This window comes from Streptomyces sp. NPDC050636 (genome assembly GCF_040654775.1).
Taxonomy (GTDB): domain Bacteria; phylum Actinomycetota; class Actinomycetes; order Streptomycetales; family Streptomycetaceae; genus Streptomyces.
On record NZ_JBFAIP010000035.1, the window covers coordinates 20572 to 38369 of the forward strand.

Sequence of the window (17798 nt, forward strand, 5' to 3'; positions counted from 1 at the left end):
ACGTGGCGCGGATGGCCTCAGGAGGTCCCGGCGGCGTGCGCCGACGGGGCCGTTGCCACGCGTCGAAGGTCAGTCGTCGGCGTCGGTGGGGCCGAGCGCGAGGCGGTCGCCGATCGCACGCAGGCCTGTGAGGTCATGGACATCACCGGGCAGCGCGGCGACCTCCGCCACCGGGACCTCGGGATGGAGCGCGGTGAAGCGGTCCCGGGTGCGTCGTTCGCGCGCGAGGACCTGCATGCGTTCCGCGTGCAGCCGTAGCAGCCCGGCGGCGAGTTGCGCCGCCGAGGCCGAAGGGGATACCGAATGCTCCGCCGCGGCAGCGGGGGAGAGGCCGCCGGCGGTACGTGTTGCAGCCTTCCCGCCGTCGAGATCCACAATGCCGGCCGGTTCAAGATTTTCGCCGCCGCCGCAGTCCTGTACGTCGTCCGCGCCGGCGTCCTCCGCCGTGCGGTCGGTGAGCGTCTCCGCGGCGGCCAGGGCCCGCTCCGCGCTCAGCTGCGCGGCGCCGCTGCCGTGCACACGGTTCAGTACGAGGCCGGCCAGCGGCATCTGCTCGGCGGCCAGCCGCTCGACGAAGTACGCGGCCTCGCGCAGCGCGTCCCGCTCCGGGGCGGCCACCACGAGAAACGCCGTGCCGGGCGCCTGCAGCAGCCGGTACGTGGCGTCCGCGCGGGTGCGGAAGCCGCCGAACATGGTGTCCATCGCGGCCACGAACGTCTGCACATCGCGCAGGAGTTGGCCGCCCATCAGCTTGCTGAGGGTGCCGGTCATCATCGACATGCCGACGTTGAGGAACTTCATCCCGGCCCGTCCGCCGACCTTCGCCGGCGCCATCAGGATCCGGATGAACTTGCCGTCCAGGAAGGAGCCGAGGCGCTTCGGCGCGTCCAGGAAGTCCAGCGCGGAGCGGCTCGGCGGGGTGTCGACGACGATCAGGTCCCACTCGTCGCTCGCGCGGAGCTGGCCGAGCTTCTCCATGGCCATGTACTCCTGCGTGCCCGCGAAACCGGCCGACAGGGACTGGTAGAAGGGGTTCTCCAGGATGGCGCGGGCCCGGTCGGCGTCCGCATGTCCCTCGACGATCTCGTCGAAGGTGCGCTTCATGTCCAGCATCATCGCGTGCAGTTCGCCGCCCGCCGCGTCGTCGACGCCCTTGACCTGCCGGGGGATGTTGTCGAGCTCGGAGATGCCCATCGACTGCGCCAGCCGTCTGGCCGGGTCGATGGTCAGCACGACGACCTTGCGGCCGCGTTCGGCGGCGCGTACGCCCAGCGCCGCGGCGGTGGTGGTCTTGCCGACGCCGCCCGAGCCGCAGCACACCACGATGCGGGTGCGCGGGTCGTCGATCAGCGCATCGACCTCCAGCCACGGGGCCGAGGCGTCCAGCGTCGTGTCGTCCGAGGTCATATGGGCCCCTGTTTCCGCAGGTCTCTCGCCAGGCGGTAGAGCCCGGCGAGGTCCACTCCCTCGGGGAGCAGCTCCAACTCGTAGGTGGGCAGGCCGATGGCGGTCAGCTCGGCGTGCTCGGCGCGCTCCAGCTCGACCCGCTCGGCGTGTTCGCGGGCCTGCTCCAGCAGGGGGTCGATCAGCCGGTCGGCCAGGCCGCCGCGGCGCGCGCCGCCCAGACCGGCCTGGGAGAGCGCCTTGGCGACGGCCGTACGGGCCCCGCGGGCGGCGATGTCGAGGTCGCCGTTGCCCAGCACGGCCGGGCGGGTCATGTTGATGACGATGCCGCCCACCGGGATGCCGGCGGCGCGCAGCTCGGCGATGCCGTCCGCGGTCTCCTGGACCGGCATCTCCTCCAGGAGGGTCACCATGTGCACCGCGGTCTCGGGGGACTTCAGGACCCGCATCACGGCCTGCGCCTGATTGTGGATCGGGCCGATCTTGGCCAGCCCGGCCACCTCGTCGTTGACGTTCAGGAAGCGGGTTATCCGGCCGGTCGGCGGAGCGTCCATCACGATCGCGTCGTAGACGAACGCGCCGCTCTTGTCCTTGCGGCGCACCGCCTCGCACGCCTTGCCGGTCAGCAGGACGTCCCGCAGGCCGGGGGCGATGGTCGTGGCGAAGTCGATCGCGCCGAGCTTCTTCAGCGCCCGGCCCGCGGTGCCGAGTTTGTAGAACATCTGGAGGTAGTCCAGAAGGGCGCGCTCGGCATCGATGGCCAGCGCGTACACCTCGCCGCCACCCGGCGCCACGGCGATTTTGCGCTCCTCGTACGGAAGCGCTTCGGTCTCGAACAGCTGGGCAATGCCCTGCCGGCCCTCGACCTCGACCAGGAGGGTACGGCGTCCCTCCGTGGCCAGGGCGAGGGCGAGGGCAGCGGCGACCGTGGTCTTGCCGGTGCCGCCCTTGCCGCTGACGACATGGAGCCTGCTCACGCCAAGGAGCCTAACCAGTCCGCGTCCCGGCTACGCACGGGATGCACCTGGGAAGCCCCCAGGTTCTGCCGCGGATACCTCCGGGACGGGCCGGGGATGTGCCCTAGGGGGTGCTTCAAGATCCCTTTGGGCCGCTGATGAGCGGGCCACGCCGGGCGCCGTCCACCGCGGCCGGGGACAGGCATTACGCTCGGCCCATGACCAAGTGGGAATACGTGACCGTGCCGCTGCTCGTGCACGCGACGAAGCAGATTCTGGACACCTGGGGCGAGGACGGCTGGGAGCTGGTCCAGGTCGTGCCGGGCCCGAACAACCCCGAGCAGTTGGTGGCCTACCTGAAGCGGGAGAAGGCGTGAGCGCCGTTGAGGACAGGATCGCCGAGCTGGGGCTGAAGCTGCCGCAGGTCGTGCCGCCGCTGGCCGCGTACCAGCCGGCGGTGCGCTCCGGAGCGTACGTCTTCACCTCCGGCCAGCTGCCGATGGTGGACGGCGCGCTGCCGGCCACCGGCAAGGTCGGCGCCGAGGTCGGCCCGGAGCAGGCCAAGGAACTCGCCGCGACCTGCGCGCTCAACGCGCTGGCCGCCGTGAAGTCGGTGATCGGCGACCTGGACAGGATCCAGCGGGTCGTGAAGGTCGTCGGCTTCGTGGCCTCCGCGCCGGACTTCACCGGCCAGCCGGCCGTCATCAACGGTGCCAGCGAGCTGCTGGGCGAGATCCTCGGCGACAAGGGCGTACACGCCCGGTCCGCGGTGGGTGTGGCGGTCCTGCCGATCGACGCGCCGGTCGAGGTCGAGATCCAGGTCGAGATCGCGGAATAGCCCTCGGGCTCGGGGCGTTGGCGCCCGCCCGGCTCCGGGCGGGCGTTCGTGTCCCGACGGTTTCCGGGCGTGCGCGTCGGTCGAGCGACCCTCGTGCCGGAGGGACCCTCGAACATCCGCGCGTGAGCGCATAGCATCCGGCCATGTCGTCCACGACCAATGGCCAGTGGTATCCGCCGGAATGGCCGGACCGCATCCGGGCGCTTGCGAACGGCGAGCTGACCCCTGCCACGCCCCGGCGAGCCGCGACCGTCCTGCTGCTGCGCAACGCTCCCCCCGGCCCTTCCGGGGAAACCCCCACCTCCGGCGGCCCCGCTGTCCACATGCTGCGCAGACGCGCCTCCATGGCCTTCGCCGGAGGCGCGTACGCCTATCCGGGCGGTTCCGTCGACCCGCGTGACGAGGCGCCGGTGGCGTGGGCCGGGCCCTCACGCACCCAGTGGGCCGTACGGATGGGCGTCGATCCGGCCACCGCGCAGGCCATCGTCTGCGCGGCGGTGCGCGAGACGTTCGAAGAGGCGGGCGTGCTGCTCGCGGGCGCGTCGGCCGGGACGGTCGTGGCGGACACCACGGGCGAGGACTGGGAGGTGGACCGCGCGGCGCTGGTCGGCCATGAGCTGTCCTTCGCCGAGTTCCTGGGGCGGCGCGGCCTGGTGCTGCGCTCCGATCTGCTCGGCGCCTGGGCGCGCTGGATCACCCCGGAGTTCGAGCCGCGGCGCTACGACACCTGGTTCTTCGTCGCCGCGCTGCCCGAGGGCCAGCGCACCCGCAACGCCTCCACGGAGGCGGACCGGACCGTGTGGATCCGTCCGGCGGAGGCCGCCGCCGGCTACGACCGCGGCGAGTTGCTGATGATGCCGCCGACCATCTCGATGCTGCGCGCGCTCCAGCCGTACGGCACCGCGGCCGAGGCGCTGGCCGCTGCACCGGCCCAGGATCTGACGCCGGTGCTGGCCCGCGCGAAGATCGTGGACGACGAGATCGTGCTGAGCTGGCCGGGCCACGACGAATTCACCAAGCACATCGCGCCGGACGACGACGGCCCCGGGGACGGCGCTCCCGACGGCCCCTCAGGCGCCCCCAGCCCCTCGGGAGGGAACCCCGCATGACCGAAGCAGCCGCCCTCCCCGGGCAGCCCCGTGGCGGGGTCATCTCGGGACCGGCCACCGCGCGCGCCCACTGCGTGCTGGCCCCGAACCCGTCGCCCATGACCCTGGACGGCACCAACACCTGGATCGTCGCCGAGCCGGACTCCGACCTCGCCGTCGTCATCGACCCGGGACCGCTCGACGACGCCCACCTCAGGGCCGTCATCGACGCCGCCGAACGAGCCGGCAAACGGATCGCGCAAACCCTGCTGACCCATGGTCATCCGGATCACGCCGAAGGAGCCGCCCGCTTCGCCGAGCTGACCCGTACGTCCGTACGTGCCCTGGACCCGGCTCTGCGCCTCGGGGGCGAGGGGCTGGAAGCGGGCGATGTCATCACCACCGGGGGCCTGGAACTGCGCGTGGTGCCCACACCGGGCCACACCTCCGACTCCCTCTCCTTCCACCTCCCGGCCGACGGCGCGGTCCTGACCGGCGACACGATCCTGGGCCGCGGCACCACGATGGTGGCGCACCCGGACGGCCGGCTGGGCGACTACCTCGACTCGCTGCGCCGGCTGCGCTCCCTGACGGTCGACGACGGCGTCTCGACGGTCCTTCCGGGCCACGGGCCGGTGCTCAACGACGCCCAGGGGGCCGTGGAGTTCTACCTGGCGCACCGTGCCCACCGCCTCGCCCAGGTCGAGACCGCGGTCGAAGCCGGCCATCGCACCCCCGCCGAGGTCGTCGCCAGCGTCTACGCCGACGTCGACCGATCCTTGTGGCCGGCCGCGGAGCTGTCGGTGCGGGCGCAGTTGGACTATCTGGGGGAGCACGGGCTGATCTGAGGGGCGCCACAGGAGGATGCGCGAAGGGCCCCGCCGGAGCGGGGCCCTTCGTGTGTGTTGCGGTGCGCGGTCGCGCGGCCGGCGTCAGCGCGAGCGCTTGGCCAGGCGTTCGACGTCCAGCAGGATCACGGCGCGCGCCTCCAGGCGCAGCCAGCCGCGGCCCGCGAAGTCGGCGAGCGCCTTGTTGACCGTCTCGCGGGAGGCGCCCACGAGCTGGGCCAGTTCCTCCTGCGTCAGGTCGTGCACGACGTGGATGCCCTCCTCGGACTGCACGCCGAAGCGGCGCGACAGGTCCAGCAGGGCGCGCGCCACGCGGCCCGGTACGTCCGAGAAGACCAGGTCGGACATCTGGTCGTTGGTCTTGCGCAGTCGGCGGGCGACCGCGCGCAGCAGGGCCGTGGCCACTTCGGGGCGGGCGTTCAGCCAGGGCTGGAGGTCACCGTGGCCCAGGCCGAGGAGTTTGACCTCGGTGAGGGCGGATGCGGTGGCCGTACGTGGGCCCGGGTCGAAGAGCGAGAGCTCACCGATCAGCTCTCCAGGACCTAGGACGGCGAGCATGTTCTCCCGGCCGTCCGGAGAAGTGCGGTGCAGCTTCACCTTGCCCTCGGTGACCACGTACAGGCGGTCGCCGGGGTCCCCTTCGTGGAACAGGGCGTCGCCGCGGGCGAGCGTGACCTCTCCCATCGAGGCGCGCAGCTCGGCCGCCTGCTCGTCATCGAGCGCCGCGAAGAGCGGTGCGCGCCGCAGAACGTCGTCCACGAGATCTCTCCTTGTCGACATGCTCCGGGGGACTGTGGTCCCCATCATGCCGGAATGCAAAACAGTGCGATCAATCACAAGTTTGCCGGACCCGTGCCCCGAGCCGTACGGCAGGGGGCCGATTGGGGTCACGAATCACGGTGATCGGGCCGGATGTCAGTGGGTGGCCTTACTCTGGCCGAGTGTCCAATACGCCGGTGGGAGCACAGGACTGGGGGGCTGGGCGAGTGAGCGCAGAACGCGATTCTGCTGTGGGCGAACAGTCGCCGCTCCGCGCCTCGAATATGGATAAAAGTGACAAATCGCCCTCCAGGGTGGTGTCCGGCCGGAAGCCGGCGGGGCGGGTGCCCGGCGCGTCGCGTCCGGTGGTGAAGGACCCGATGGCGAACACCACAGCAGGGAAGACGTCGGTAAGCAAGAGCTCGGCAGGGAAGAAGGCCGCCGTGAAGCAGACCCCCGAGAAGCCGGCGGCGGCCAAGAAGGCCGTCACGAAGAAGGCCGTCGCGAAGAAGGCCGTCGTGAAGAAAGCCGCGACGACGGAGACCGGTGTGAAGAAGGCCGTCGCCAAGAAGGCCGTGACGACGAAGGCCGCCGCGACGAAGAAGCCAGCGGCCACCGCCAAGAAGGCCCCCGCCACGAAAGCGGCCGCCAAGAAGGCCCCCGCCCGTAAGCCCGAGTCGCGGGTGGCCATGGTGCGGCGGGCGCGCCGGATCAACCGCGAGCTGGCCGAGCTGTATCCGTACGCCCATCCGGAGCTGGACTTCACCAACCCCTTCGAGCTGCTGGTCGCGACGGTCCTGTCCGCGCAGACCACCGACCTGAGGGTCAACCAGACCACCCCCCGCCTCTTCGCGGTCTGCCCGACCCCCGAGGACATGGCCGCGATGGACCCGGAGCGGCTGGAGGAGCTGATCCGGCCGACCGGCTTCTTCCGCGCCAAGACGAGGTCGCTGCTGGGCCTGTCCGCCGCGCTGCGTGACCGCTTCGGGGGCGAGGTGCCGGGCCGCCTGGAGGACCTGGTCACGCTGCCCGGCGTCGGCCGGAAGACCGCCAATGTGGTGCTGGGCAACGCCTTCGGCGTCCCGGGTATCACCGTCGACACACACTTCGGCCGCCTGGCGCGCCGCTTCGGTTGGACCGCCCAGGAGGACGCGGAAAAGGTCGAGGCGGATGTCGCCGCGATCTTCCCCAAGAGCGAGTGGACGATGCTCTCGCACCGCGTCGTCTTCCACGGCCGCCGCGTCTGCCACTCCCGCAAGCCCGCCTGCGGCGCCTGCGCCATCGCTCCGCTCTGCCCCGCGTACGGCGAGGGCGAGACGGACCCGGAGAAGGCGAAGAAGCTGCTCAAGTACGAGCTGGGCGGCCAGCCGGGGCAGCGGCTCAAGCCGCCGGCCGACTATCCGGGGCAGCCCGCGCCCCCGATGGCGGCCCCATGACGGCAGCCGCGGTGACCGCAGGCCCCGGGCCGGCCGGGGACCGGTCGCGGATCCCGACCATTGAAGCCAAGGCCTGAGGGGGCGCGTATGACGAGAGCACGGGAGCAGTACGGCGAGACGACGGGCGCACGCGGCGGGGCGGAGCCCAGAGGCCCGTACGGCGCGGCAGACGGCCGGGACGCCACCGTCACGGCCGACGGCCTGCCCGAATGGCTGGCCCCGGTGGCCCGCGCGGCAGACACGATCGAGCCCCGACAGCTCAGCCGCTTCCTGCCGCCCGAGAGCGGCGGCCGTCAGTCCGCGGTGCTGATCCTGTTCGGCCACGGTCCGCGCGGCCCCGAACTGCTCCTGATGGAGCGCGCCGGCACCCTGCGCTCGCATGCCGGCCAGCCCTCCTTCCCCGGTGGCGCCCTCGACCCGGAGGACGGCGATCCCGACGGGCACGGCCCGGTGCGGGCGGCGCTGCGCGAGGCCCAGGAGGAGACCGGCCTCGATCCGTCCGGTGTCCAGGTCTTCGGTGTGCTGCCGCGCGTCTACATCCCCGTCAGCGGCTTCGTCGTGACGCCCGTCCTGGGCTGGTGGCGCGAGCCGAGCCCGGTCGGCGCGGTCGACCAGGCGGAGACCGCCCGGGTGTTCACGGTTCCCGTGGCGGATCTCACGGACCCCGGCCATCGCATGACCACACGTCACCCCAGCGGCCACATCGGCCCGGCGTTCCTTGTCGAGAACGCCCTGGTCTGGGGCTTTACGGCCGGAGTCATCGACCGGATTCTGCACTACGCGGGCTGGGAGATTCCGTGGGACCGTGACAAGCACGTCCCGCTCGACTGGCGCTCGTGAGACGGTGTCGGGCGTGAACGTCCTGGACATTCTGCTGCTGGTCGCGGCCGTGTGGTTCGCGATCGTCGGCTATCGGCAAGGTTTCGTCGTCGGCATCCTGTCCGTGATCGGCTTCCTCGGAGGCGGCCTGATCGCGGTCTATCTGCTGCCGGTGATCTGGAACGAGATCACCGGCGACGCGACGCCCGGTACCTTCGCGGCCATCGCGGCGGTCGCCATCGTGATCGTGTGCGCATCCGTGGGCCAGGCGCTCACCACCCATCTGGGCAACAAACTGCGCCGCCACATCACCTGGTCACCGGCGCGGGCGCTGGACGCGACCGGCGGCGCGGTGGTCAACGTCCTGGCGATGCTGCTGGTTGCCTGGCTGATCGGCTCCGCTCTGGCCGGTACGTCCCTGCCGACGCTCGGCAAGGAGGTCCGTAACTCCAAGGTGCTGCTGGGGGTGTCCCGGGTGCTGCCCCCGGAGGCCAACACCTGGTTCGCCGACTTCTCCTCCGTGCTCGCGCAGAACGGCTTCCCGCAGGTCTTCACGCCGTTCTCCAACGAGCCGATCACCTCGGTGCCCGCGCCCGATCCCGCGCTGGCCAGCGGCAAGGTGGCGGCGCGCGCCAAGCGCAGTATCGTCAAGGTCGTCGGCACCGCGCCCAGTTGCGGCAAGGTCCTCGAAGGCAGCGGCTTCGTCTTCGGGCGGCACCGCGTGATGACCAACGCGCACGTCGTCGGCGGCGTCGAGGAACCGACCGTGCAGGTGGGCGGCGAGGGGCGTACCTACGACGCCAAGGTCGTGCTCTACGACTGGCAGCGCGATATCGCCGTCCTTGACGTGCCGTCACTGGAAGCCCCGGCGCTGCGCTTCGCCGACGTGGACGCGAACACCGGCAAGAGCGCCATCGTCGCCGGCTTCCCGGAGAACGGTGGCTATGACGTCCGCGCCGCCCGTATCCGCGGCCGCATCCAGGCCAACGGCCCGGACATCTACCACCGCGGCACGGTCGGCCGCGATGTGTACTCCCTCTACGCCACGGTCCGGCAGGGCAATTCCGGCGGCCCGCTGCTCACTCCTCAGGGTGAGGTCTACGGCGTCGTCTTCGCGAAGTCCCTGGACGACGCGCGCACCGGCTATGCCCTGACCGCCGACGAGGTCCGCGGGGACATCGCCAGGGGGCGTACGGCCGAGCGGCAGGTCGACAGCCAGGGTTGCGCGATCTGAGAGGCGAGGTGCGGGGCGCGGGGGCCTGAGGCGTGTCCCAGGGCTTCCCGCGCCACACGCCGGCGGTGCGAAGCGTGCCGGGGCTCAGCCGCGGGGATGGCGGAGCCGCGCGCTCACCCAGCGCGCTCTGCGGCGCAGGATGCGCGGAATGCCCATCGGGTGCGCCGGATCGGGGGCGTCGCCGGACCCGAGGTCCGGGGTGCCCCTCTCCCGAGTGCCCACTGCAGCGGCACTGCTGCGGCGGTTGCGTGCCACGTCACGGTAGTCGTGCGTCCAGCCCATACCCTCGACTCTGCCCGTGCCCCAAGGTCCGTAACCGCCCGGGGAGCCGCCAATTGGCCTATGCGCCAGGCAAGTGGCCGTTCGTCAGACGAAGGTTCGAGCCGGTGGCCGACCGGCCCGCGCGGGGGCAGCGCCCATGCCCCTAGCCCATGCTCCTGAGGGGCGTGAGAGGGGCAACGGGCCCTGGGCGTTGGCCCAGGGCTATGTCTTTGGGCTATGTCTTTACCGGTCGGGTTCCGGGTCGTTCAGCCAATTGCTGTGCTGTCCCGGGGGTGACCCCCGGACCCCCAGCCGGCCTGGGGTGCTGGCCTCTACCGGTCGGGTTCCGGGTCGTTCAGCCAGTTGATGAGCTCGGCGGAGAACGCCACCGGGTCTTCCTCGTGCGGGAAGTGGCCCAGGCCGTCGTACAGCCGCCAGCGGTACGGGGCCTCGACGTACTCGCCGGAGCCGGCGGCGCTGCGGGTGCGCATGACCGGGTCGAGGGAGCCGTGCAGATGCAGCGTCGGGACGCGTACGGGCATCTTCATCCGGCGGTTGAACTGGATGCCGTCCGGGCGGGCCATCGAGCGCACCATCCACCGGTACGGCTCGATCGAGCAGTGCGCCGTCGACGGGATGCTCATCGCCCGCTGGTAGACCGCCACCGCGTCGTCCTCGGGCAGCCGGGGCCCGGACCAGTCGCGGATCATCCGGCCGACCAGTGCCGCGTCGTCCGCCATCAGCCGGCGCTCCGGGAGCCAGGGCGGCTGGAAGTTCCAGATGTGCGAACTCCGCGTGCTCTGTTTGACGTCGGCGAGCATCGCCGAGCGCCAGCGCCGCGGGTGCGGCATCGAGGAGACCGCCAGCCGGCGCACCAGCTTGGGCCGCATCGCCGCCGCCGTCCAGGCGAGATAGCCGCCCAGGTCGTGCCCGACGAGCGCGGCGTCCGGCTCGCCCAGGGACCGGATGACGCCGGTGATGTCGAGGGCGAGGTTCGCCGGGTCGTAACCACGCGGTGTGCGGTCGCTGCCGCCGACACCGCGCAGGTCCATCGCGACCGCGCGGAAGCCCGCTTCGGCGAGCGCGGGCAGTTGGTGCCGCCAGGTCCACCAGAACTGCGGGAAGCCGTGCAGCAGCAGCACCAGGGGGCCGTCGCCCATCTCGGCGATGTGGAAGCGGGCGCCGTTTGCCGCGACGTCCCGGTGCGCCAGCTCTTTCCCGCCGGGGATGTCGAGCCGTACGACCGAGGTGGTGCTGTCAGGGGCTGTCATACCTACGAGCGTGTCACAGACTCCAGGACCGGGTGGTCCGCCGGCGCCACGCGCGGGTGTGGCTTGGCCTTCTGGAGGACGGCCGCGGTCTCCTTGGCCGAGCTGATGGACTTCTCCGGCTTCTTGATCTTCTTGATCTTGGCCACCGCGATGGCCACCAGCAGACCGGCGAGCACCAGGAAGGCGCCGCCCACGATCAGGAAGGACCAGGCGAGCCCGAGGCCGAGGTTGTGGATGCCGTACGCCGCCGCGAAGCTCAGCACCGGCAGGGCGAACAGCGCCAGCGCCCCGGCCGAGGCGAAGGCGGCGCTGCTGATGCCCGCCCGCTTGGCGTCCTGCCGCAGTTCCGCCTTGGCCAGTGCGATTTCGTCGTGCACAAGTGCGGACATCTCGGCGGTGGCTGAAGCCACCAGCTGCCCGAGGCTGCGGTCCGTGCCGTCGTCGGCTGCGCTCATCGCCGTCTCCCTCTTCTTTTTCACCCGGATGCGATACCTGTTCAGATCATGCCGGACCATCGTCTCCGGTGCGTGTCCTGGCGGCTACATCGGCCTGGCGCCGGTGTTCTGCGGCCTTCGCTTCGAGGATGGCGGCCATCCGCAGGTGGTACTCGGGCTTGTCGAGTTCGTAGATGTCGGGGATACCGTCGTTGTCCTCGTCCCGCTCCTCCTCCTCGCACAGCTGCTTGTACTTGTTGTTGCGGGCCTTGAGGAGGATGCCGGCGAAGACCGCGGCGAGCAGCGAGCCGATCAGCACCGATGCCTTGATCTCTTCGGTCAGCGTCGGGTCCTCGGAGAAGGCCAGTTCGCCGATGAGCAGCGAGACGGTGAAGCCGATGCCGGCCAGGGCTCCGACGGCGAAGAGGTCCGGCCACTTGAGGTCCGGGTTGAGTTCGGCCTTGGTGAAGCGGGCGGTGACCCACGTACCGCCGAAGATGCCCAGCGCCTTGCCGACCACCAGGCCGAGGACGACGCCGAGCGTCTCGGGCCGGGTGAAGACCTCGTGGATCGCGCCGCCGGAGATGGCGACGCCCGCCGAGAACAGCGCGAACAGCGGCACCGCGAGGCCGGCCGAGAGCGGGCGGACCAGGTGCTCGATGTGCTCGCCGGGGGAGTGCCGCTCACCGTCGCGGCGGGTGCAGCGCAGCATCAGGCCCATGGCGACGCCCGCGATGGTGGCGTGCACCCCGCTGTTCTCCATCAGGCCCCAGATGACCACGGCCAGTGGGACGTAGATGTACCAGCCGCGGACGCCCTTGCGGAGCAGCAGATAGAAGACCGCGAGGCCGACGACGGCGAAGCCGAGGGCCAGGAAGTTGAGCTGCGAGGTGAAGAAGACCGCGATGATCAGGATGGCGAAGAGGTCGTCGACGACCGCGAGGGTGAGCAGGAAGGCGCGGAGCGCGGACGGCAGGGAGGTGCCGATCACGGCGAGGACGGCGAGCGCGAAGGCGATGTCGGTGGCGGTGGGGACCGCCCAGCCCTGCATCGAGCCGCCGCCGATGGCGTTGACGGCGGCGTAGACGAGTGCGGGCGTCGCCATTCCGCAGATCGCGGCGATCACGGGGAGGGCGGCGGCCTTGGGGTCGCGCAGCTCGCCGGCGACCAGTTCGCGCTTGAGCTCGATGCCGGCGACGAAGAAGAAGACGGCGAGCAGGCCGTTGGCGGCCCAGTGCTGGATGGAGAGGTCGAGGCCAAGGAAGGCGGGGCCGAGGTGGAAGTCGCGGATCGCCTCGTAGCTGCCGCTGAGGGTGTTCGCCCAGACAATGGCCACGACGGCGGCGACGAGGAGGAGGACGCCGCCCACGGTCTCGGTGCGCAGTGCTTCTGCGATGAAGTTCCGCTCGGGCAGGGGCATGCGCCCGAGAAATATGGAACGACGGTTGTCGGGCACGCTCACGCGAAGTCCTCCGGTCATTTCGGCAGCTGTGTACGGCTGTTGCAGTTGCCGACCAGACTTCCCGGCGCACCTTTGAATTCTTAGCGTGTCGTTGACGCGGCTATCACTTTACCTGGCGGGTGCGAAGGGTTACCCGGTGGTTGCGACTTTAGCGGCATATCGGTCATCCGGCTGCTGGAGGGCCCCGTCGGGCCACCGGAGAACGCGGGAGGGGGCACCGGCCGCATCGGCCCGTGCCCCCTCCCGTTGACGGGTCCCGCTCAGTCCTCGCTGGCGGCGCTCGGCAGCTTCGCCTGGATCAGATCCATGACGGACGAATCGGTGAGCGTGGTGACATCGCCGAGGGCGCGGTTCTCGGCCACATCGCGCAGCAGCCGCCGCATGATCTTGCCGGAGCGCGTCTTGGGCAGCTCCGCGACCGGCATGATCCGCTTGGGCTTGGCGATCGGGCCGAGCTGCTTGGCGACATGCGCGCGCAGCTCGTCGACCAGACCTTCGTCCTCGGCGGTGGCGCCGCCGCGCAGGATGACAAAGGCGCAGATGGACTGGGTGGTCTGCGGGTCGGTGGCGCCGACGACCGCGGCCTCGGCGACCTTCGGGTGCGAGACCAGCGCCGACTCCACCTCGGTGGTGGAGATGTTGTGGCCGGACACCAGCATCACGTCGTCCACCCGGCCGAGCAGCCAGATGTCGCCGTCGTCGTCCTTCTTGGCGCCGTCGCCCGCGAAGTACTTGCCGGCGAAGCGGGACCAGTAGGTGTCGAGGTAGCGCTGGTCGTCGCCCCAGATGGTGCGCAGCATCGACGGCCACGGCTCGGTCAGGACGAGGTAGCCGCCGGCGCCGTCGGGCACCTCGTTGGCGTCGTCGTCCACCACGGTCGCGGCGATACCGGGCAGCGGCACCTGGGCGGAGCCCGGCTTGGTCTCCGTGACGCCCGGCAGCGGGCTGAGCATCATCGCGCCGGTCTCGGTCTGCCACCAGGTGTCGACGATGGGCGTGGCGTCGGCGCCGATGTGCTTGCGGTACCACATCCAGGCCTCGGGGTTGATCGGCTCGCCGACCGACCCGAGGATCCGCAGGGACGACAGATCGAACTTCGCCGGGATGTCGTCGCCCCACTTCATGCAGGCGCGGATCGCGGTCGGCGCGGTGTAGAGGATCGTGACGCCGTACTTCTGCACGATCTCCCACCACCGGCCCTGGTGCGGGGTGTCGGGCGTGCCCTCGTAGAGCACCTCGGTCGCGCCGTTGGAGAGCGGGCCGTAGGCGATGTACGAGTGGCCGGTCACCCAGCCGACGTCCGCGGTGCACCAGAAGACGTCGGTCTCCGGCTTGAGGTCGAAGACGGCGTGGTGGGTGTACGACACCTGGGTGAGGTAGCCGCCGGTGGTGTGCAGGATGCCCTTGGGCTTACCCGTCGTCCCCGAGGTGTAGAGGATGAACAGCGGGTGCTCGGCGTCGAACGCCTCGGGGGTGTGCTGGTCCGACTGGCGCTCGACCACGTCGTGCCACCACACGTCGCGGCTGTCGTCCCAGGCCACATCCTGGCCGGTGCGGCGGACGACGAGGACGTGGCGCACCCGGTCCACGCGCTCGATGGCCTCGTCGACGGCCGGCTTGAGCGCGCTCGGCTTGCCGCGCCGGTAGCCGCCGTCCGCGGTGATGACGACCTGGGCGTCGGCGTCCTCGATACGGGTCGCCAGCGCATCCGCGGAGAAGCCGCCGAAGACGACGGAGTGCGGGGCGCCCAGGCGCGCGCAGGCCAGCATGGCGATGACCGTCTCCGGGATCATCGGCATGTAGATGGCGACCCGGTCGCCGGTCCGCACACCCAGCTCGATCAGCGCGTTGGCGGCCTTGGAGACCTCGCGCTGGAGCTCGGCGTAGGTGATCGCGCGGGTGTCGCCCGACTCGCCCTCGAAGTGCATGGCGACCCGGTCGCCCAGGCCGTTCTCCACATGCCGGTCCACGCAGTTGTAGGCGACGTTGAGCTTGCCGTCGGCGAACCACTTTGCGAAGGGCGCGTTGGACCAGTCGAGTGTCTGGGTGGGCGCGGTCTCCCAGGACAGGCGTTTCGCCTGCTCGGCCCAGAAGCCCAGCCGGTCGGCCGCGGCCTGCTCGTACGCGGCTGCCGTGACGTTGGCGTGCGTGGCCAGATCGGCGGGCGGTGGGAACCGCCGCTCCTCCTTGAGCAGGTTGGCCAGACTTTCGTTGCTCACGACATCTCCCAATTCCCAGGGCGTCCGATGTGTCCCAGGCCATAGCTCATCAGCCCATGCCAGGCCCTGACAAGGGCTGTGGATAAAAATTGGTGTAGACCTGTCTGATTGTGGCCGGTGTCCCGGCTGATTCGCAGGTCAGGCCGTGAGCGGCGCCGGTTCCGGGAGGACCGCGGAGAACCGGCGGGTGGCCTCGTCCAGGACGTATGCCTGGGCCTCGGCGACATGGAAATACATGCCCTGAAGCGTCAGTGAGCCCTCAGCGACCCGGCGGGCCACACAGGCGTGTGCCCGGAGATGGTCGAGCTGCTGCATGACGTTGACCAGCGCCAGCCGCTCATGATCGTCCGCCACCGGTCGCTCGGCGAGGGCGACTTCGCCTCTCCCCAGCCGTCCGATCCGCTCCATACGGGCCAGGCTCGGCCGGCCGTGCCGCAGCCAGCGGGTGAGCGGGGTGGCCTCGACCTCGTGTGCGTCCTGCGCCGCGGATGTCGCGGAGTTGAGCAGCGCCCCCATGGCGCCGCATCCCGAATGGCCGCACACCGTGATCGAGCCGACCTTCAGCACCTCCACCGCGTACTCGATCGCCGCTCCTACAGAGTCGCAGGAACCGTCCGAGCCGGGCGGCGGCATCAGATTGCCGACGTTGCGCACGGTGAACAGATCGCCCGGACCGCTGGATGTGATCATGCTCGTGACCAGCCGGGAGTCGGCGCAGGTCAGAAACAGCTGGGTGGGTCGCTGGCCCTCGCGCGCCAGCCGGGCCAGCTCCTCGCGCACCAGAGGCGCCGTATGACGCTGGAATGCGCTGACCCCGCCCAGCAGTTGGCTGCCGCTGGTCTCCGGGACCGACTCGCGGGCCAGGGCGGACCGGGTGCAGTGGTGGTTGCGCCAGGGCGTCCATGGGCGGCAGGAGTGAGCGCTGGCCGGCTCGGCGATGGGCCGGCCCGAACGCCCGCCGAGCGTCACCCAGCCGCCGTGCGCCCGATGAGCGGCGGACCAGGTCTGCAGCGCTTCGTAGGCGGCGTGGTCCATGAACGAACCGCACAGCTCGATGACGACATTCGCGCGCTCCGGCACCAGCGCCAGCGCCCGGGTCAGCCGCGGCACCGCCAGGAACGTCAACTGCCCGCTGACGCGCACCCGGTGGCTGTCGGCCTCCTCCGTCACCATGACGCGGGTGTGTGTCAGCCGGCGCAGCGCCAGGAACACCGCGACCGCCACGCCCGTTGCCACGCCGTGCAGGACGCCGAAGACGACGACCCCGCCCAAGGTGGCTGCGTACACCGGGAATTCGCGGTGCCGCTGCACATGCCGGATGTGCGCGAAGCTCACCATCCGTACGCCGATGACCATGACCAGCGCGGCGAGCGCGGCCAGCGGGATCAGCTCCAGCGCGGCGGCCAGCAGGCCCGCGCACAGCAGCACCCATACGCCGTGCAGCACGGTGGACCGGCGGCTGACCGCGCCGGCCTTCACATTGGCCGAGCCGCGGATCGCGCCCCCGGAGATCGGCAGGCCGCCCAGCAGCCCCGATACGGCATTGGCGAGACCCTGGCCGGCCAGCTCGCGGTTGAGGTGGGCGTGCCCCCCGGGGGCGTACGGCTGCTCGGCCGCGAGCCGGTCCACGGCGACCGCCGACAGCAGCGACTCCATGCTGGCGACGAGGGTGACGGTCAGCACCGCGGCGGCGATGGCCGGCCAGGACGCGTCCGGCAGCGCGGGCAGGTCGGGCAGCCGCCAGGACGGCAGCTCCACCCGCGGCACGGTCATCCCCGCGCTGGCGGCCGTCGCGGCGAGGACGGCGGCCAGCGGGGCCGGGAAGACCCGCGCCCACCGCCCGACGCGGCCCGGCAGCCGTCCCCAGCCGACCAGTACGGCGACGGTGATGGCGCCGATCAGCATCGCGATGGCGTGCGGATCCTCCAACTGGCGGGGCAGCGCCGCGGCGTTGTCGAGCGCCGAGCTGTCGGGGCTGCCGCCGAGCACCACATGGAGCTGCCCGATGGCGATGGTGACACCGATGCCGGCGAGCATGCCGTGCACGATCGCCGGGCTGATGGCCAGCGCGGCACGGGCCACACGCAGTGCCCCCAGGGTGAGTTGGACCCCGCCGGCGAGGATCGTGATCGCGCAGGTGGCGCGCCAGCCGAAGCGCTGGATGAGGTCGGCGGTGACCACCAGGAGGCCGGTCGCCGCCCCGCTTACCTGGAGCGGCGCGCCGCCGAGCAGGCCGGCGACGATGCCGCCGACCGCCGCGGCGACCAGGCCGGCCTGGAGCGGGGCGCCGGTGGCGAGGGCGAGCCCGAGGGACAGCGGGACGGCGAGCAGGAAGATGACGATCGACGCGGAGAGGTCCCGGCGGACCGCGCCGGAGACCCTCTTTGTTCGGCGCTCGGGCCCCGGTTCCGGACGGGACGGCTCGGGGCGGACTTCTGAGGGCTGCGGCTGCGGCTTCTCGATATGCGACATTCCCGTCTCCTCCGGGGCGACGCGGTCGCGCGGGGCGCGATCGTGGGCGGCGGTGTGCTGCGGCGGGACGCGAGCCGAACCGGTGGTCGTCGCGGTGGGTGACGTTCCGGTGACTCTCAAGCATCGGTAAACGAATCGTAATGACGCGTAAAGAGAAAGAGAAGTCTTTTCGGGCATACGAGCCAGTCATTCCCCCTGTCGGGTGAATGCGGCGGCTATCGGCCCGTCTTTTCGGCCCCCCTCGTCGGCGTATAAAGGTTTGTGGAAAATTGGCTCTATTAATCACTCGGATGGAGC

The 17798-nt window shown here is 71.1% G+C and carries 16 protein-coding genes; 7 read left to right on the plus strand and 9 right to left on the minus strand.

Annotated elements, in window-relative coordinates; all coding sequences use genetic code 11:
- Positions 1-69: 69 nt before the first annotated feature.
- Together AB0I10_RS23730 and AB0I10_RS23735 are read right to left on the minus strand one after the other, a co-directional pair.
- Entirely contained in the window at positions 70-1407 is a 1338-nt protein-coding gene (locus tag AB0I10_RS23730) for an ArsA family ATPase (protein WP_363154573.1), read from the minus strand.
- Positions 1404-2381 (minus strand): ArsA-related P-loop ATPase, encoded by a 978-nt coding sequence (locus AB0I10_RS23735; protein ID WP_363154574.1) that lies wholly within the window; start codon positions 2379-2381, stop codon positions 1404-1406. The genes AB0I10_RS23730 and AB0I10_RS23735 overlap by 4 nt, the downstream gene beginning before the upstream one ends.
- 197 nt (positions 2382-2578) lie before the next feature.
- Here AB0I10_RS23735 and AB0I10_RS23740 point away from each other — a divergent pair, with 197 nt between their 5' ends.
- From AB0I10_RS23740 to AB0I10_RS23755, 4 genes are all read left to right on the plus strand, one after another.
- On the plus strand, positions 2579-2737 hold the full coding sequence (locus AB0I10_RS23740; RefSeq protein ID WP_358762969.1) for a DUF4177 domain-containing protein: 159 nt from the start codon (positions 2579-2581) through the stop codon (positions 2735-2737).
- Positions 2734-3198 (plus strand): RidA family protein, encoded by a 465-nt coding sequence (locus AB0I10_RS23745; protein WP_363154575.1) that lies wholly within the window; start codon positions 2734-2736, stop codon positions 3196-3198. The genes AB0I10_RS23740 and AB0I10_RS23745 overlap by 4 nt, the downstream gene beginning before the upstream one ends.
- 143 nt (positions 3199-3341) lie before the next feature.
- Entirely contained in the window at positions 3342-4307 is a 966-nt protein-coding gene (locus tag AB0I10_RS23750) for an NUDIX hydrolase (protein ID WP_363154576.1), read from the plus strand.
- On the plus strand, positions 4304-5134 hold the full coding sequence (locus AB0I10_RS23755) for an MBL fold metallo-hydrolase (protein WP_363154577.1): 831 nt from the start codon (positions 4304-4306) through the stop codon (positions 5132-5134). The genes AB0I10_RS23750 and AB0I10_RS23755 overlap by 4 nt, the downstream gene beginning before the upstream one ends.
- Positions 5135-5218: 84 nt before the next feature.
- Here AB0I10_RS23755 and AB0I10_RS23760 read toward each other — a convergent pair whose 3' ends face one another.
- Positions 5219-5893 (minus strand): Crp/Fnr family transcriptional regulator, encoded by a 675-nt coding sequence (locus AB0I10_RS23760; RefSeq protein WP_006604164.1) that lies wholly within the window; start codon positions 5891-5893, stop codon positions 5219-5221.
- Positions 5894-6177: 284 nt separating this feature from the next.
- Here AB0I10_RS23760 and nth point away from each other — a divergent pair, with 284 nt between their 5' ends.
- The 3 genes from nth to AB0I10_RS23775 all read left to right on the plus strand — a co-directional run bounded on the left by nth (position 6178) and on the right by AB0I10_RS23775 (position 9382).
- Positions 6178-7329, plus strand: coding sequence for an endonuclease III (gene nth / locus AB0I10_RS23765; RefSeq protein WP_363154578.1), 1152 nt, complete (start codon positions 6178-6180; stop codon positions 7327-7329).
- An 87-nt stretch (positions 7330-7416) separates the two neighbouring features.
- Positions 7417-8169: a CoA pyrophosphatase gene (locus AB0I10_RS23770; protein ID WP_363154579.1), complete on the plus strand. Its 753-nt coding sequence runs from the start codon at positions 7417-7419 to the stop codon at positions 8167-8169.
- 13 nt (positions 8170-8182) lie between these two features.
- The gene (locus tag AB0I10_RS23775) at positions 8183-9382 is read left to right on the plus strand and encodes a MarP family serine protease (protein ID WP_363154580.1); all 1200 of its coding nucleotides are present in this window, start codon (positions 8183-8185) and stop codon (positions 9380-9382) included.
- Between the two features lie 84 nt (positions 9383-9466).
- Here the strand turns inward: AB0I10_RS23775 and AB0I10_RS23780 are convergent, their stop codons facing one another.
- The 6 genes from AB0I10_RS23780 to AB0I10_RS23805 form a co-directional block, all read right to left on the minus strand.
- A complete protein-coding gene (locus AB0I10_RS23780; RefSeq protein ID WP_363154581.1) occupies positions 9467-9664 on the minus strand; it encodes a hypothetical protein in 198 nt (65 codons plus the stop codon).
- Positions 9665-9975: 311 nt separating this feature from the next.
- Positions 9976-10914, minus strand: coding sequence for an alpha/beta hydrolase (locus tag AB0I10_RS23785; RefSeq protein WP_363154582.1), 939 nt, complete (start codon positions 10912-10914; stop codon positions 9976-9978).
- A gap of 2 nt (positions 10915-10916) precedes the next feature.
- Positions 10917-11369, minus strand: coding sequence for a phage holin family protein (locus AB0I10_RS23790; protein WP_363154583.1), 453 nt, complete (start codon positions 11367-11369; stop codon positions 10917-10919).
- Positions 11370-11415: 46 nt separating this feature from the next.
- A complete protein-coding gene (gene nhaA / locus AB0I10_RS23795; RefSeq protein WP_363154584.1) occupies positions 11416-12828 on the minus strand; it encodes a Na+/H+ antiporter NhaA in 1413 nt (470 codons plus the stop codon).
- A 242-nt stretch (positions 12829-13070) separates the two neighbouring features.
- Positions 13071-15029: an acetate--CoA ligase gene (acs, locus tag AB0I10_RS23800; RefSeq protein WP_363154586.1), complete on the minus strand. Its 1959-nt coding sequence runs from the start codon at positions 15027-15029 to the stop codon at positions 13071-13073.
- A gap of 138 nt (positions 15030-15167) precedes the next feature.
- A complete protein-coding gene (locus AB0I10_RS23805; RefSeq protein WP_363154619.1) occupies positions 15168-17501 on the minus strand; it encodes a SulP family inorganic anion transporter in 2334 nt (777 codons plus the stop codon).
- Between the last annotated feature and the right edge of the window lie 297 nt (positions 17502-17798).